The organism is Mesorhizobium sp., from assembly GCF_005063415.1.
In the GTDB taxonomy this organism is placed as follows: Bacteria; Pseudomonadota; Alphaproteobacteria; order Rhizobiales; family Rhizobiaceae; genus Mesorhizobium.
The window spans coordinates 16,663-32,750 of record NZ_SUEG01000058.1; the positions used below are offsets into that span (position 1 = coordinate 16,663).

A 16,088-nucleotide genomic window follows, 5' to 3' on the forward strand; every position below is an offset into this window, starting at 1 on the left:
GGTGGGGTCATATCGATTTAAAAGCGCTATTGGTGCATGGCAGCAATGCAAATTGTGCAATGCAACATTAACGCGCGTCCGGCTTTCCGCCCAAATCGGAAAATGCCGTTAGGTCAAACGCTTGGGCGTACGAGCTAAAAGGACAAAGCGAAAGGGGAGGGGCAATGGCGAGCTATTCGTCACGGGTCAGGTCGGATATCGCGCGATGGCAGCAGGCTGGCCTGATCGACGCGCCGACAGCCGATGCGCTGACGCGCGACGTAGAAGCCAGCGAACGCAAATCGCTGAGCTTCGGCTCGATCCTGGCGATGATGGCGGCGCTGTTGTTCGGCGCGGCTATCCTGATCTTTATCGCCGCCAACTGGGAAGTCATCCCGCGGCTGGTGCGGGTAGCGGCACTTTTTGCCGTTATCCTTGCCGGCTATGTCGGTGGCGCGGTGCTGAAGATGCGCGACCATGCGGCGATCGGCGAAGCACTGTGGATCATCGCGGCGGCGGCATTCGGCGGTTCGATCGCGCTGATCGGCCAGATGTATCATTTGTCGGGCGACGAGGCCTCGGCCTTGATCACCTGGGGCGCCGGCACGGCGCTGGCGGCGGTGGCGCTGCGCTCAAACCCGCTGACCGTCGTTGCCGTTGGCATCGCCGATGCCTGGCTGTTCTTGAGAGGGTTCGACTACTTCCGGCGCACGGAATTTCCGCATCTCTTCGTCATCATGGCGCTGGTGCTGTTTGCCGTTTCGTTCTGGACGCGCAGCCAGGCGGCGCGGCACCTGATCATCCTGTCGGTCCTCTTCTACCTCGTGCTGTTGGTCATGCAATACGACACGCTGCAAGTCGCCATCCCGCTCGTTGTCGCGTCGGTGCTGCTTTTTGCCGCCGCGATCTTTGCTGCCGGGCCGGTCGACAGGATCTTGCAACTGGGCGGCAGGTTGCCCTTGCACGCGCTGATCGGCTTTCTCACCGGCCTGGCGATGATCCAATTCGAACTGGCAGATGAAAGCAGCTACAATAGCGGCTTCGCCATTGCCTCGGCTGTTGCGCTGGCCGGCATCGTCGCGGCGATCGTGCTGGGCGGCCGCGAGAGCCGGGGACTGCGCTGGGTTGCCTATGCGGGCTTCGCCTTCGAACTCGCCATCATCTATGTGGTGATGCTGCAATCAATGCTCGACACGGCAGGCTTTTTCCTTGCGGCGGCGGTGCTTCTCGCCGTTCTTGCCTTCATTATCATCCGCATAGAAAAGCGCATGAACGCCTCGAACATGACAGGGGCGGCGGCATGATGACCGGCAAGAGACTGATCATCTCGGCGCTGGTCCTGGCGCTCGTCCAGATCAGCTTTCTGAGCTGGATCATCGCCGGACGCGCGGCGATCCTGCGCGACGGCAAGCAGGTCCTGCTCAAGGTCGAGCCGATCGACCCACGCGATCTCTTGCGCGGTGACTACATTCTGCTCGGCTACGATATTTCGCGCATACCGGTGAAGCTGATCGGTAACATTCCAGCCGGCAAGCTTTCCAGTGACGAAACGTCGATCGTGGTCAGGCTGAAGCCGGGCGCCGATGGCTATTGGGGGCCGACCGCGGCTTGGTTCGGGCGAGCGCCGGCGCCGGCAGCATCCGGTGAAGCCGATATCGTCGGACACGTCTCCGAGGGCTGGGATATCAGCCAGGGAGAAACGACGATCGCGCCGGAGTACGGCATCGAGCGCTTCTATCTGCCGGAAGGCGAGGGGATAGCGATCCAGAACGACATGCGGGTGCGGCCGTTCGGCATCCGCGTGGCGATCGCGGCCAACGGCACGGCGCAGATCAAGGCGTTGGTGGACGGCGACAAGACACTGTTCGAGGAGCCGCTTTATTAGTCCTCCTTCGCCAAGGCTTCGGAGGATTCCCTTCGTCTGTCGAGTTGGCTCAGGTGGCCGGCCACCCGAAGCTCGAAGAGCGAAGGGTGGTGCGGATGAAGGGACTCGAACCCCCACGCCTTTCGGCACTGGAACCTAAATCCAGGGCGTCTACCAATTCCGCCACATCCGCATTGCCCGGCCAATCCCATGTAGCCATCATTCTGTCAATGTCAGGGCCGATATCGGCATCATTGGCCGGAATGCAAAGATGGTTGAAAATCAGCGTCGCCTGTGACAAAAGGCGTGTCGAATGTGACGGGACGCGACGATCCGCTTCTGCAGAATGTGATAAGAAGTAGGAAAAACAAAGACTTATTCACATTTTGGAGCGTATTTCTGGAGGATTTGTGCCGCGTTGGGCGGACAGATCGCCAAGTCCCGCACCAAAAGCCATTCCCGGCAAGATCATACCGGCAGGCTGTAAACGGCAGGGGCCGTTTGACGGCCTCATTGGTGGAAACAAAGGTTTTATGATGCAGGTCACCGAAACGCTCAACTCCGGTCTCAAGCGCGAGATCAAGATCACCGTGCCGGCCGGTGACATGGAAGCCAAACTGATGGCGCGGCTCTCCGATGCCAGGAACAAGGTCCGCATCAACGGCTTCCGCCCCGGCAAGGTGCCGGTGCAGCATCTGCGCAAGGTCTACGGCAAGTCGTTCATGGCCGAAGTGGTCAACGAGATCCTCAATGATTCGACCCGTTCGATCATCACCGGGCGCGGCGAAAAGGCCGCCATGCAGCCCGAAGTGATCATGACCGAGGACGAGAAGGAGGCCGAGAAGATCCTGGCCGGCGGTGCCGACTTCGAGTTCCGCCTGAACTACGAGGTCATTCCGCCGATCGAGATCAAGGATTTCTCCGACATCAAGGTGACGCGTCTTGTGTTCGACGTGCCGGATGAAGAGATCGACGAGCAGGTCAAGCGTGTCGCTGAATCCGCCCGCACCTTCGAGCCGAAGACCGGCAAGGCCGCCGAGGGCGACCGCGTGACCATCGATTATGTCGGCAAGATCGACGGCGAAGCCTTCAACGGCGGCGCCGGCACCGATCAGCCGCTGGTGCTCGGCTCGAAGGAATTCATCCCCGGCTTCGAGGACCAGCTGGTCGGCAGCAAGGCCGGCGACGAGAAGCAGGTCACGGTTACCTTCCCGGAAAACTACCAGGCGGCGCATCTGGCCGGCAAGGAAGCCACTTTTGACGTGACGGTCAAGGAAGTGTCGAAGCCCGGCGAACTTGAGATCAACGACGAGATGGCCAAAAATCTCGGCCTGGAATCGCTGGAGCGTCTGCGCGAGGTGGTGCGCGGTCAGATCGAGAACCAGTTCGGCTCGATAACGCGCCAGAAGGTCAAGCGGCAGTTGCTTGACCAACTCGACGCTGCCTACTCGTTCGAGGCGCCGTCCAAGCTCGTCGAGGCTGAGTTCAACAACATCTGGAACCAGGTCAATCGCGATCTTGAAGCCGCCGGGCGCACCTTTGCCGATGAAGAGACGACGGAAGAAGAAGCGCGTGCCGAATATATGCGGCTTGCCGAGCGCCGCGTGCGTCTCGGCCTGGTTCTCGCCGAAATCGGCGAGAAGGCCGGCGTCACCGTGACGGACGAGGAATTGCAGCGCGGCCTGTTCGAGCAGGTGCGCCGCTATCCGGCCAGCCAGCAGCAGGAAGCTTTCGAGTTCTATCGCAACAATCCCGAAGCGCTGAACACGTTGCGCGCGCCGATGTTCGAAGAGAAGGTGGTCGACCATCTGCTCGGCCAGATTTCGGTCACCGATGTCAAGGTCAGCAAGGAAGAGCTGCTGGCCGACGACGAGGATACGGAGACGACCAAGGCCAAGCCGGCGAAGAAGGCGGCCGCGAAAAAGGCCGACGCCAAGAAGGCCGACGACGACGCTGAAGAGCCGAAGAAAAAGGCCGCGCCCAAGAAGAAGGCCGCCAAGGACGCTGAATAACGTCCCTGCTGAATTCCGAAAGGCCGCCTTCTCGAGGCGGCCTTTTTCGTTGTGGCGCAGACGCAACGGATTTTACGCATCTGGCGGTCGAGGTGGCGATACGAAGCTTTGATGATTATCTGCGCTAGGTTGCTGACCGCAGCGGTTGTTGGAGGCATCGTTGAGACAGTTCTTCGGTATCGGAAGCGTGATGGCGGCATTCCTGCTTGCGTCGGTCTGCGGGATCGCTCAGGCTGATACGGTTCTCGACAACTGGCGGTTCGACAAGACCAGCGATGGCCTTGTCACCGCCTCGCTGTACGCGACCAACAAGCTCATCACCGGCGGCGGCGCATTGAGTTACAGCCCGGTATTGACGATCGCCTGCCGGACCGCCGGCGAACCGCGTTGGAGCGAATGGCTGCAGTTGAGCGACACCGTTTCCGCCAGCCGAACCATCGCCATGTCGGTGACTGTCGGCCAATCCGGCAAGCTCAACGAAAGCTGGTCGGTCGGCCCGCGCAGCAGGATGCTGGTCCGCGACGGTGCCGACGGCATCAGACGACTGATTTCCGCGGACCGGCTGCTGCTGTCCTGGCGGTTCGGGCTGCTGTCGGGGCGCGGCAAAGCCGAGTTTGACCTCGCCGGAGTTGAAGAGGCCGTCGGCCGGATCGCCACCACCTGCAACACCAAATTGCCTTGAGCGCCGATTGTCCGCATTAATCCATTGCATGATGGAACTCTACCTGCCGGCCGGGTTCCGTGGTATGTAGGTGCCGCAACTCCAGGCAGTGGATATCCGTTCTGCCATTCAAGAGCGCATGCCAGCGGACTAAATGTCGGCCTGTGCAGGTCAGCCAGGGCAAATTGGCGATCAGGGAGGAAATGCCATGCGTGCCATTGTGTTTTTTATCGTCATGTCCGTCGCGACCGTCATTGCCGGCCCCTCGTGGGCCCAGGATGCCGTGGCGGGTGAGAAGGTCTTCGCCAAATGCAAGGTCTGCCACGTCGCGGACAAGGATCAGAACAAGGTCGGTCCGTCGTTGAACGGCGTCATCGGCCGAACGGCCGGGACGCATCCAGGGTTCAGCTATTCCAAGGCGATGACCGAGGCCGGTAAGTCCGGCGTCAAATGGGATGAGGCCACGTTGACCACCTACCTTCACGATCCGAAAGCGATGGTCAAAGGAACGAAGATGGCGTTTGTCGGCCTCAAGAAAGACGAGGACATCGCCAATGTCATTGCCTACCTGAAGCAATTCTCCAAATAACGCGGCTCTTCCGCCGGATCTTGGTATCGCAAACAGGTCGGGGCATAGCCTCGGCCGCAATCTGTCGGCAGCGTCAGGTGGGAGGCGGCTCGTTGCAAAAAAGACATTGGCCGGCTAGGCTGCCGTTCCCATCGGTGGTCGTCTGAATGTCGACTGAAGAAAGCCGCCTCAAAGATACCGGCATCCGCCTCTCGGAGGCGACGGCGGGTGATTTCTTTGCGCTTTTGAAACCACGCGTCATGGCGCTTGCCGTGTTTACTGCCTTCGTCGGCCTGATGATGGCGCCCGGCGTGATGAACCCAGTTATCGCTGTAATCGCCATCGGCGCAATCGCGGTTGGAGCGGGAGCCGCCGGCGCGCTCAACATGTGGTACGACGCAGACATAGATGCCTTGATGTCTCGCACGTCCAAGCGACCAATTCCGGCCGGTCGCATCACGCCTGGCGAAGCTCTCAGCTTCGGACTGGTGCTTTCCGCACTGTCAGTCATGACGCTCGGCGTGCTGGTGGGGTGGCTCGCCGCATCGTTGTTGGCGTTCACCATCTTTTTCTATGTCGTTATCTACACGATGTGGCTGAAGCGCTCGACGCCACAGAATATCGTCATAGGCGGCGCGGCAGGCGCCCTTCCTCCGGTGATCGGGTGGGCGGCTGCAACTGGCGCTATCGGTATTGAAAGTCTCATTCTGTTTCTGATCATTTTCCTCTGGACGCCGCCTCATTTTTGGGCGCTGGCCCTTTTCAAGGTCGGCGACTATGCCGCGGCGGGTATCCCGATGATGCCGAATGTGGCCGGCCAGGACTCGACCAGAAGACAAATCTTCGCCTATTCGCTGCTATTGGCGCCAATCGGCGTGCTTCCTTGGGGCTTCGGCTTTGCGAGCGGATATTACGGCACTGTTTCAGCCGCATTGGGCGCAGGTTTCATTTGGCAGGCCTGGAAGGTTCTCGTCGCCGACAAGGAGATGAAGCCGGCAAAGGCGCTGTTTGCGTATTCGATTGTCTATCTTTTCGCAATCTTTGCGGCGCTGCTTGCCGACACCATTGTAATGCGAGTGGTCGCGTCAGCCGGCTATTGACCCCTGCTCAAACATCACGTTGGCAGAGCACAAAATCCCAGCAACAGCAGAATAACGACGCCAAGGCCGAGTATGAGAACTGTCCTTCCATCCATGACCTTCACCTTCGACTAGAAGAGCATATCGAAGAACGGCATCTGGAGCTAGTCAGCTACCCGGGACCTCTTACTCCCGGGCCTTCCTACAAAGCGCGACAAGTTCCCCGCATGAGAGTATATTGATCATGGTGCAGGTCGCGGTTTGCGTGGGCCAATCATGCAGAACGGCAGTACCGTAAAACGCGACCTTACCGGACCTGGTCTGGAGGAATGGTCATGGCAAGCTTTCACGTGATAGCAGGCGCCAGCGAGACGCTGGAACACACCAGAATTCGAAAAATCGGTGTCTCCGATCTTTTTGATGCGCTCAGGCGTGGCGTCGATGATTTTATGGTCAAGCCGTCGCATATCGTTTTTCTCTGCCTGATCTATCCGATTGCGGGAGTCGTGCTTGCTGTCTGGACATCAGGTAACAACACGCTGCCATTGCTGTTTCCGCTTGTGTCCGGCTTTGCACTGATTGGTCCGTTCGCGGCGATCGGCCTCTATGAGATCAGCCGGCGACGGGAAGCCGGGCTCGACGCCTCGTGGAGGCACGCCTTTGAGGTCAGGAGTTCTCCGGCACTGCCGGCTATCGCGGCGGTCGGCATCATGCTGCTTGCGATCTTCATCGCCTGGCTTTTGACGGCCCAGGTATTTTATCAGACCCTATTCGGCCCGGCGCCACCGCAATCGCTGTCCAGCTTCATCAGTGAAATATTCGCCACGGGACGCGGCTGGACGCTCATCATCCTGGGTCACGCCATCGGCTTCGTGTTCGCCGCGGTTGTGTTGTGTACCACGGTCGTCGCATTCCCGTTGTTGCTCGACCGCGATGTCGGCGCCTACGAAGCCATCCACACCTCGGTGCGCGTTGTCCTGGCCAACCCGATCGTGATGGCGGTGTGGGGCCTTATTGTCGCCGTCGCCCTGATCATCGGCTCGCTGCCAGTGTTCGCCGGGTTGGCGGTCGTGCTGCCGATCCTTGGTCATGCCACCTGGCATGTTTACCGGAAAGTTGTGGAATCGCCGCCGGCCACCAGACCGTGAGCTGAAAAAAACCTGCGCTGCCCGCACCGACGAAAGTGCCGGTGCGGGCAGGGTGGGGCAGAGCTTTCAATAGGCCGGGTGGCTGAAACGGGCATGGCGCGCGTCCTTTGTCAGGTCGCGGAAATCCTTGCCGCTCACATGCACAAGCGTCTTGTGGTCGCCGCCCTCGAAATAGATTTCGGGAGCGTCGCCGAGGCTTTCGTCGAGGACCACCGGCACATCATAGGCAGCGCCGATCGGCGGCACAGCACCGACGTCGCAATCGCCGAACAACGAGACCACCTCGTCTTCAGAGGCCAGCCCAAGGGGCTTGTCCATGACATCCTGCAATGTCGCGAGTTCTATCCTGTGCGTGCTTGGAACCACGGCCAGCGCGTAGCCACGGTCGTGGTGAACGACAACCGATTTGGCCATTATGCTGCCAGGCACATGTGCCGCAATCGCGGATTGTCTGCTTGTCGCCGTGCGGTGATGCTCGACGGTGTCGTAGGAAATTCCTTTCCTGTCGATGAAGTCCTTCAGTCTGTTTGCGATGGTCATCTTGGGCGCCCCTTGCTGGTGTTCGCGACGCATGTGGAAACGCCGGCATCGCCTGTCGTCTCCGATACCAACAGAAATGGACCAGCCGTGGATTGTTTCAAGGCGAAGGCTCCAGGACCGGACAGCCTGGCTCCGGATTGCATGTCAGGGTCCGGCCCCGAAAAACGCCATTCGGGTTAGAAGCGTGTAGTCCGCTTCGAAGACCATCATCGTCACGAACACCAGCACCAGCACCGGCGGCAGGATGATCGCATATGTCAGCGCCAGCCGTTCCCAGGCCATGTGCATGAAGATGGCAACGATCAGTCCGGCCTTGAGGATCATGAAGATCAGGATCAGCGACCATCTGAGATAGCCATGGAGACCGAAATAGTCGACCAGATACGAGCAGGTGCTGAGGATGAACAACCACGCCCAGACAACCAGATAGAGCTTGATCGGGTGCTCCTGATGAACCTCCGCCGTGGTAACGCCGGTCGTCGTCGCATCATGGGTATGGGCGCTGTCCAGCGCATGCTGTCCCAGGCCGTTTGCGGTTGCTTCAGCCATGTCCTGCCTCTCACCAAAGATAGAAAAATGCGAAAATGAACACCCAGACCAGGTCGACGAAATGCCAGTAAAGCCCCATGATTTCGACGTTCTCGTAGCGGCCCCTCCGGCTGGTGAAGAAGCCGGGCCGTCCGACGTCGTAGTCCCCGCGCCAGACCTTTCGCGCCACGATGATCAGGAAGATCACCCCGATCGTCACATGCGTGCCGTGGAAGCCGGTGATCATGAAAAAGGATGCACCGAACTGTGCAGCGCCCCATGGATTGCCCCAAGGCCGCACGCCCTCGGTGATCAGCTTGGTCCATTCGAAGGCCTGCATGCCGACGAAGGTCGCGCCGAGTGCTGCGGTCAAGAGCATCAGGACTGCAGTCTTGCGGCGGTCGCGGCGATAGCCGAAATTGACCGCCATGGCCATCGTTCCGCTGCTCGAGATCAGCACGAAGGTCATGATAGCGATAAGGATCAACGGAATGTCGGAGCCGCCGATGCGCAGGGCAAAGACCTCGCTCGGATTGGGCCACGGCACGCGTGTTGAGATACGCGCGGTCATGTAGGAGAGCAGGAAGCAGCCGAAGATGAACGTGTCGCTGAGCAGGAAGATCCACATCATGGCCTTGCCCCAGGACACGTTTTTGAACGCCCGCTGATCCGAGGACCAGTCGGCGGCGATGCCTTGCCAGCCTGCGGGCCGCGGCTCTGTTCGGCCGATGTGGGTCAGTGTCGTCTCTGCCATCCGCCCGTTCCTCCTAGGTCAGCAACCCTCGGCAAATGTCGATCAAAGTCGAAGCCCAGCCGGCTAGAAGAGCAAAGATGGCGAGCCAGACGAAAAGCAGGAAATGCCAGTACATGGCACACAGCTCGACACTGAGGCGAAGCCGCTGCGGCTGCGCTCCGTTCCAGGCGCCGACGCTCGTTCTGCCCAGGCCGACCAGCCCCCCCAGTATGTGCAGGCCATGCATTCCCGTTAGCAGGTAGAAGAAGCTGTTGGCCGGATTGGACGCCAGAAAATAGCCGTCCGCACTCAGTTCCCGCCATGCCACAAGCTGTCCAATCAGGAAGACGAGCGCCGTGAGTCCAGCGGTGGCGAGGCCGAGCCTGACCATGTCCACTTGACCCTTGCGCGCCGCGAGCGAAGCGCACTGTATCGCAATGCTGCTCAAGACCAGTACGCCGGTGTTAAGCCAGAGCAGGGACGGGATGGGCAGCGGCCGCCAATCCGACAGCGCCATGCGCATGAAGTAAGCACTGGTGAACAGCGCGAACAGGCAGCCGACGACGGCAAGGAAGACGCCGAGACCGATCTTTGCGGTCGGCAGCGCCGATCGGTCCAGGGCGACAAAATCCCCGATCATACCTTGCTCGAGCCACGGCTTCGTCATTAGCCGCTGATGGGAAAGCCACCACCCAGCAATACCGGCGATCACGAGCAGGAAGACCAGGATTACGCTCATGCCGGCTCCCTGGACGGCGCGAAGGAGCCCGGAATGTTTTGCGGTATGAAGTCCTCCTTGGCTCCCGGTACGCTGTAGTCATAGGCCCAGCGATAGACGATCGGCAGATCCTTGCCGAAATTGCCGTGGGCGGGCGGTGTTTCGGGCGTCTGCCACTCGAGCGTCGTTGCCCGCCACGGATTGCCGCCAGCCTCACGGCCATGGCGGATGCTCCAGATGAGATTGAACAGAAACACAATCTGGGCAAAACCGACGATAAAAGCCATGATGCTGATGAACGAGTTTAGGTGGTGGGCCGATTCCGTCATCACCGTCATGTCGGTCAATTCGTTGTAGCGCCGCGGCACGCCCATTAAGCCGAGATAGTGCATGGGAAAGAAGATCAGATAGGCGCCGAGGAAGGTGACCCAGAAATGGAACCGGCCCAGTGTCTCGTTCAGCATCCGACCGGTGACCTTCGGATACCAGTGATAGATCGCGCCGAAAATAACGATGATCGGGGCGACCCCCATGACCATATGGAAATGGGCGACGACGAACATCGTGTCCGACAGCGGAACGTCGACGACGACATTGCCGAGGAACAAGCCGGTCAACCCGCCATTGACGAAGGTGACGATGAAGGCCAGGGCAAAAAGCATCGGAATCGTGAGGTGGATGTCGCCGCGCCACAGCGTCAGTACCCAGTTGTAGACCTTGATGGCTGTTGGAACGGCGATGATCAATGTCGTTGTGGCGAAGAAAAAGCCGAAATAGGGATGCATGCCGCTGACATACATGTGGTGCGCCCAGACCACGAAACTCAGCGCGCCGATGCCGACGATGGCCCAGACCATCATGCGGTAGCCGAAGATGTTCTTGCGCGCATGGGTGCTGATCAGGTCGGACACGATGCCGAAGGCCGGAAGCGCCACGATGTAGACCTCTGGATGGCCGAAGAACCAGAACAGATGCTGGAACAGGATCGGGCTGCCGCCGCCATGCTGCAACTGTTCGCCCATCTCGACGATCGCCGGCATGAAGAAGCTGGTGCCGAGCGCCCGGTCGAGCAGCATCATCACGCAGGCGACGAACAGCGCCGGGAAGGCGAGCAGCGCCATGACGGTGGCGGTGAAAATACCCCAGACAGTAAGCGGAAGGCGCATCAGCGTCATGCCGCGCGTGCGGCCCTGCAGCACCGTCACGACATAGTTCAAGCCGCCCATGGTAAAGCCGACGATGAACAGGATCAGCGAGACAAGCATCAGGATGATGCCCCAGTCCTGGCCGCCTGGCGTACCGGTCATGATCGCCTGCGGCGGATAGAGCGTCCAGCCGGCACCCGTCGGTCCGCCGGGCGCAAAGAAGCTCGACACCAGGACCAGCACGGCGAGCAGATAGATCCAGTAGCTCAGCATGTTGACATAGGGAAAGACCATGTCGCGAGCGCCAACCATCAGCGGGATCAGATAGTTGCCGAAGCCGCCCAGGAAGAGCGCCGTGAGCAGGTAGATCACCATGATCATGCCGTGCATGGTGATGAACTGGTAGTAGGCTTCCGGGGTGATGAAGTCGAATGTGCCGGGGAAGCCGAGCTGCAGCCGCATCAGCCAGGATAGCACCAGCGCGACCATGCCGATCGCTGTCGCCGTCGCCGAATACTGGATGGCGATGACCTTGGCGTCCTGCGAGAAAACGTATTTCGTCCACCAGCTGTGCGGATGGTAGAGTTCCATTTCCGCGACTTCGGCCGGCGGTACCGCATCTGCAGGTGTGATATCGACCATCGGAACACCTCCGTGCCCTTTTCGGCCAGCCCGACAGTTCGGGCTTGCCGCACTAATTTCAATCCCGACGGCGCGCCGTCGTTCCGGTTTCCTACTCTGCCGAGCCCATCTGCTGGGGCGCGGACAGCTGCGCAAAAGTCTGCTGCTGGCCAAGCCACGCCAGATAGTCTTCCTGAGTATCGACCATGACCACGCCATGCATCATCGGATGTCCCTGGCCGCAGAGTTCGGCACACAGGACCTGGAAGGTTCCGGTCTTGGTCGGAGTGAACCAGAAATAGGTGACCGAGCCCGGGATCATGTCCATCTTGGCGCGGAATTCCGGCACGTAGAAATCGTGCAGCACATCGATCGAGCGGAGCAGCATCTTGACCGGTTTGCCGACCGGGAGGTGCAGGTCGGCCGCTTCCACTACGACATCGTCCTGGCCGTTGGCATCGGTGGCGATGACGCCGAGTGGATTTTCAGCGTTGACGTCGCGAGTGTCGGATGTGCCGAGCTTGCCGTCCTTGCCGGGGAGGCGGAAACTCCATTGCCACTGCTGGCCGACGACTTCGACCTCGGTTGCGTCGCCTGGAACGTTGACGAACCGGCTCCAGACGAACAGGCCGGGAACGAGCAAAGCCGTGACGCCAACTGCGGTGACGACCGTCAGCCAGGATTCGAGGCGCCTGTTCTCAGGTTCATATGCCGCCTGATTGCCTTCCCGATGACGGAAGCGGAAGACGCAATAGGCCATGAAAAGAACCACGGCGGCGAAGACGACGCCGGTGATCCAGAAAGTTATGATGATGGTGTTGTCGATATAGTCCCAGTTTGAGGCAATCGGCGTCCACCACCATGGGCTCAGGAAGTGGAACAACACCGAGCCCACGACTATCAGAACGAGTACAAGCGCAACGGCCATGTCCCGGTTCCTCCCGGTATTCCAAGCGGCGCAAAGCCGTCCCGGGAAATACCAAGTGCATCATAACTTGATTTGCGATGAAAATTCTAGAGCCGGCTGTGGGAAGGGCAAAAATACCATTTCTCGGCGCTGGCGGTCCTTAGGTTCGGCGGTGATCAGCGGCAGGCCTTCATCCAATTCCAGCTCAGCCGCCCGATGGCGAGCGCGCTGCAAACATCGTCAGCGTGTTGAAGGAGTAGCCGGCAATGACGAGCACGCCGAATGTGCCCAGCAAAACCACCGGAACGGCGATCGTCGCGCGCAGGTTCTGCAGGAACAGCAGCATGACGAAGAACTTCGAGCGGTGTCAGTTCCATCTGCTCGACCGACAGCTCGACGAAGGGAGTGGAGCCACTTTATTGGCCGGCAGATGTCACCCGCCAAACTGTGTTGCCGACGTCATCAGCGATGAGCAGGGCCCCGGTTTTGTCTACAGCCAGGCTGACAGGCCGGCCGCGCGCCTTGTTGTCCTTGTCCAGGAAGTCAGTCACCACGTCGGTAGCGACGCCGCTCGGATGGCCGCCGCTGAATGGTACGAACACCACCTTGTAGCCATTGAAGCGCGTGCGGTTCCAGCTGCCGTGCTCGCCAACGAAGGCGCCGCCGCGATATGCCTCGGGGAGGCTGTTTGCCGTATAGAAGGCCAGTCCCAGAGGGGCGACGTGGGAACTCAGCGCATAGTCCGGAACGATCGCTTTGGCGACCAGGTCCGGACGCTGGGGCATGACGCGGGGATCGAGATGCTGGCCGTAATAACTGTATGGCCATCCGTAGAAGCCGCCATCCTTTACCGAGGTCAGATAATCCGGCACGAGATTGGGGCCGAGCTCGTCGCGCTCATTGATCACGGCCCAGAGCGCCCCGGTCTGCGGCTCCCAGCTCAGGCCGTTTGGATTGCGCAAACCGCCGGCAAAAATGCGCGACCGGCCGGTGGCCCTGTCTACCTGCCAGATGGCGGCGCGGTTCTTCTCCGCCTCGATGCCGTTTTCGGCGACGTTGCTGTTCGAGCCGACGCCGACATAGAGCAGCGAGCCGTCGGGGCTTGCCACCAGGCTCTTCGTCCAATGGTGGTCGATCGGGCCGCCGGGCAGGGCGGTGAGCGGCGTTCCGGGCGCGGTGATCTTTGTCTCACCGGTGTTGTAGGGATAGCGCACGATGGAGTCGGTATTGGCGACGTAGAGATCGCTTCCCACCAGCGCCACGCCGAACGGAGATCTCAGGTGGTCGAGAAATACGCTGGTCAGCTCCGGCTTGCCATCGCCATCGGCGTCGCGCAGCAGCGTAACGCGGTTGCTTGGGCCGCTGTCGCCGCCCGAGGTGACCCAGGATTCGATCCAGCCCATCACCAAGTCCTTGGGCCGTTTGATCGGTTCGCCACCCGGCGCCTTGGACTCGACCACCAGGACGTCGCCATTGGGCAGCACGTAAAGCGACCGCGGATGCTGCAAGCCGTGGGCAAATGCCTGGATCTGCAGCCCCTGCGCGACTGTCGGCTTTTCGTCGTTCTTCCATCCGACCACGGAAGCGAGATGCATGGGCGGGAAGAAATATTGGATCGGCTCCGGCAGGTTTGGATTTGGCCCTATCTGCCTGCCGGGATCCGGGTCGTTGCCGCTGCATGCGGCAAGCGTGATCGCCGCAGTGCCAATGAGGACGGACACCGCGATGCGCCCGGTCTGTCTGATGGAGCTTTCTACGCGCATCAATCCGCCACTCCGACGTGATGCCGGTACACCATGGACCAGCCCAGCCAACCAGTGAAGATGAGGATGAGCACGACAACCGCCGAGAGGATTAAGCCGGTGGGAACGATGGAGGTCCATGCATCGCGGGTGTGCACGAGCATGTTGATGATGGACAACGCCAGCGCCAGAAGATTGCCGAGCACGTGCGGCCAGGCGGGAGGCTGTGCCCTTATCAGCGGATTAGCCAGGAAATCGATCAGCCCCGCGATCGCTGCAAGGCAGCCCATGATCACGCCGACGGTAACCAGCCAAGCGGAGAAGTCAGCCCACATCATCTCCGCTGTTCGCCAGTAGGCCAGATCCGTCAGCAGGGTGCCGACGAAGCAGGCGATCGGAAATGGCACGAGCATCGGATGAATGGGATGTCCCGCAATCCTGGCCGTCGAACGCGGATTGTTACCGACCATAATGCGCCATCCTTCGCAGTTCTCGTCCAAACAAACTGCCATCCGGCCTCCGGCGGCTGTTGCCGAGAGGCCGGCAGACGACCCATCGATCCGTCGGGCCTAAAAAGGGCGCCGGGTGGCTGCGCCTGCTAGGCGGCGGACTGGGTCGGAGGGTTCTGGTACATCATCCAGAGTTCGATCGCGGCCAGGACGGCGACCAGAATGCCGATCACGACATGCACGGTCATCGCCGTTGTCGCCTGGAATCCAAGCACCCAGGGAGACGCGAGGACCCACAGTCCGACGACCAGATTCACCCACTCTTCCCACACGGCAAATGCCGCGAGGGCGGCAATCGAAAGCACGACGATCAAGATTCCGCTGCCGAGGGCGTTCTGCGTCTGCGGGCCTGCCGCAAAGGCGAAGATCCAGGGAGAAAAGAACAGAATTGCCCCAAGGATCAGGTTGGCTACGTCACAGAGCCTGGCGTTTGTCCACTGGTTCATGGCATCCTCCATAGGGAGCGTTTATGGCTCCCGAGTTCGGCAAGGTGGTGCCTGAGTTCGGCGCGATACGCCCGAAGCCGCTCACTCCGTGTCACGGCGGTGCCCTTGCCCGGCTGGAGCTGCTCATCTGGCGAACTCCAGTCAAATCCGGCTATCTAACTGAATTCCGGGCATTATGTTCCATTGGGCACCGGCACGCCTGGATCAATTGATGGTGATCGAGCAAATGCAAAGCTGCCTGGTCAGGGGCGACGGGGCGGCGGCGCGTAGCTCATTCTGTCTTTTTATCGAGCCGGTGAAACATTTCGAAGGGATCGCAGTTCTTGGATCCAGAGGAATTGAATAAGGGCAACCTAATTACGCGGGAGGAGCACGGACGGCACAACTATAAATATGCTCTGCATAGAATACTTTGCAACGGGAAGCTCTCGCTTGTCTTGGTTGCCGCCGAAGCTTGTTTGAAAGACGGCGGTTGCCGCTGAAAAGATTTTCTAAATGAAAATAGCCCAGATCGCGCCGCTAACCGAATCCGTGCCGCCCCGAACCTACGGTGGAACCGAGCGAATTGTTTCGTATCTGACCGAAGAACTTGTCCGACAGGGCCACGAGGTGACGCTGTTCGCCAGCGGCGATTCTCGTACCTTAGCCGAGTTGGTGCCGTGTTGCGACGTCGCGTTGCGCCTGAACCCCAGGGTCCAGGACGGTGTTCCGCACCATGTCATGATGCTTGAACGGGTGCGCCGGCGAGCCGATGAATTCGACGTTTTGCATTTCCACGTCGATATTCTGCACTTCCCCATAATTCGGGATTTTGCCAGACGAACGGTTACCACGCTTCACGGCAGGCTCGACCTGCCCGATCTGGCGCAGCTTTATGCGATGTTCGAC

At 60.1% G+C, this 16,088-nt stretch carries 18 protein-coding genes, 1 tRNA gene and 1 pseudogene; 9 read left to right on the top strand and 11 right to left on the bottom strand.

Annotated elements, in window-relative coordinates; translation table 11 throughout:
- Window positions 1-164: 164 nt before the first annotated feature.
- Window positions 165-1,283, top strand: coding sequence for a DUF2157 domain-containing protein (locus E5W70_RS16835; RefSeq protein ID WP_292659886.1), 1,119 nt, complete (start codon window positions 165-167; stop codon window positions 1,281-1,283).
- Window positions 1,280-1,864, top strand: a complete 585-nt coding sequence (locus tag E5W70_RS16840; RefSeq protein ID WP_292659888.1) for a GDYXXLXY domain-containing protein — start codon at window positions 1,280-1,282, stop codon at window positions 1,862-1,864. Before E5W70_RS16835 ends, E5W70_RS16840 begins: the two co-directional genes overlap by 4 nt.
- Window positions 1,865-1,951: 87 nt before the next feature.
- On the opposite strand, the gene E5W70_RS16845 is transcribed toward E5W70_RS16840, so the two are convergent.
- A tRNA-Leu gene (locus E5W70_RS16845) sits at window positions 1,952-2,036 on the bottom strand.
- 343 nt (window positions 2,037-2,379) lie between these two features.
- On the opposite strand from E5W70_RS16845, the gene tig reads away from it, so the two are divergent.
- The 5 genes from tig (at window position 2,380) to E5W70_RS16870 (ending at window position 7,311) form a co-directional block, all read left to right on the top strand.
- A complete protein-coding gene (gene tig, locus E5W70_RS16850) occupies window positions 2,380-3,855 on the top strand; it encodes a trigger factor (protein WP_292659909.1) in 1,476 nt (491 codons plus the stop codon).
- Window positions 3,856-4,045: 190 nt separating this feature from the next.
- Entirely contained in the window at window positions 4,046-4,537 is a 492-nt protein-coding gene (locus E5W70_RS16855) for a hypothetical protein (RefSeq protein ID WP_292659889.1), read from the top strand.
- Window positions 4,538-4,724: 187 nt separating this feature from the next.
- Window positions 4,725-5,105, top strand: coding sequence for a cytochrome c family protein (locus E5W70_RS16860; protein WP_292659891.1), 381 nt, complete (start codon window positions 4,725-4,727; stop codon window positions 5,103-5,105).
- A 146-nt stretch (window positions 5,106-5,251) separates the two neighbouring features.
- The gene (locus E5W70_RS16865) at window positions 5,252-6,184 is read left to right on the top strand and encodes a heme o synthase (protein WP_292659892.1); all 933 of its coding nucleotides are present in this window, start codon (window positions 5,252-5,254) and stop codon (window positions 6,182-6,184) included.
- Window positions 6,185-6,498: 314 nt separating this feature from the next.
- Window positions 6,499-7,311, top strand: coding sequence for a DUF2189 domain-containing protein (locus tag E5W70_RS16870; RefSeq protein WP_292659893.1), 813 nt, complete (start codon window positions 6,499-6,501; stop codon window positions 7,309-7,311).
- A gap of 66 nt (window positions 7,312-7,377) precedes the next feature.
- Here the strand turns inward: E5W70_RS16870 and E5W70_RS16875 are convergent, their stop codons facing one another.
- From E5W70_RS16875 to E5W70_RS16920, 10 genes and pseudogenes are all read right to left on the bottom strand, one after another.
- Entirely contained in the window at window positions 7,378-7,851 is a 474-nt protein-coding gene (locus E5W70_RS16875) for an aminoacyl-tRNA deacylase (protein WP_292659894.1), read from the bottom strand.
- A gap of 144 nt (window positions 7,852-7,995) precedes the next feature.
- Entirely contained in the window at window positions 7,996-8,400 is a 405-nt protein-coding gene (locus tag E5W70_RS16880) for a cytochrome C oxidase subunit IV family protein (RefSeq protein ID WP_292659895.1), read from the bottom strand.
- Window positions 8,401-8,410: 10 nt separating this feature from the next.
- Window positions 8,411-9,133 (bottom strand): heme-copper oxidase subunit III family protein, encoded by a 723-nt coding sequence (locus tag E5W70_RS16885; protein WP_292659896.1) that lies wholly within the window; start codon window positions 9,131-9,133, stop codon window positions 8,411-8,413.
- 13 nt (window positions 9,134-9,146) lie between these two features.
- A complete protein-coding gene (locus E5W70_RS16890) occupies window positions 9,147-9,851 on the bottom strand; it encodes a cytochrome c oxidase subunit 3 (RefSeq protein WP_292659897.1) in 705 nt (234 codons plus the stop codon).
- A complete protein-coding gene (ctaD, locus tag E5W70_RS16895) occupies window positions 9,848-11,617 on the bottom strand; it encodes a cytochrome c oxidase subunit I (RefSeq protein ID WP_292659898.1) in 1,770 nt (589 codons plus the stop codon). Before ctaD ends, E5W70_RS16890 begins: the two co-directional genes overlap by 4 nt.
- A 91-nt stretch (window positions 11,618-11,708) precedes the next feature.
- Window positions 11,709-12,524 carry a cytochrome c oxidase subunit II gene (coxB, locus tag E5W70_RS16900; RefSeq protein ID WP_292659899.1) on the bottom strand — a complete coding sequence of 272 codons (816 nt, stop codon included), beginning with the start codon at window positions 12,522-12,524 and terminating at the stop codon, window positions 11,709-11,711.
- A gap of 208 nt (window positions 12,525-12,732) precedes the next feature.
- Window positions 12,733-12,913: pseudogene (locus E5W70_RS16905) on the bottom strand (efflux RND transporter permease subunit); the annotation flags it as partial.
- Between the two features lie 6 nt (window positions 12,914-12,919).
- Window positions 12,920-14,266, bottom strand: a complete 1,347-nt coding sequence (locus E5W70_RS16910; protein ID WP_292659900.1) for a sorbosone dehydrogenase family protein — start codon at window positions 14,264-14,266, stop codon at window positions 12,920-12,922.
- Window positions 14,266-14,715, bottom strand: coding sequence for a DUF2231 domain-containing protein (locus E5W70_RS16915; RefSeq protein ID WP_292659902.1), 450 nt, complete (start codon window positions 14,713-14,715; stop codon window positions 14,266-14,268). The genes E5W70_RS16910 and E5W70_RS16915 overlap by 1 nt, the downstream gene beginning before the upstream one ends.
- Before the next feature lie 128 nt (window positions 14,716-14,843).
- Window positions 14,844-15,200: an SPW repeat protein gene (locus E5W70_RS16920; RefSeq protein ID WP_292659904.1), complete on the bottom strand. Its 357-nt coding sequence runs from the start codon at window positions 15,198-15,200 to the stop codon at window positions 14,844-14,846.
- Between the two features lie 23 nt (window positions 15,201-15,223).
- On the opposite strand from E5W70_RS16920, the gene E5W70_RS16925 reads away from it, so the two are divergent.
- Together E5W70_RS16925 and E5W70_RS16930 are read left to right on the top strand one after the other, a co-directional pair.
- Window positions 15,224-15,412 (top strand): hypothetical protein, encoded by a 189-nt coding sequence (locus E5W70_RS16925; RefSeq protein WP_292659906.1) that lies wholly within the window; start codon window positions 15,224-15,226, stop codon window positions 15,410-15,412.
- A 283-nt stretch (window positions 15,413-15,695) separates the two neighbouring features.
- A partial coding sequence (locus E5W70_RS16930; protein WP_292659908.1) for a glycosyltransferase occupies window positions 15,696-16,088 on the top strand: 393 nt, incomplete at its 3' end.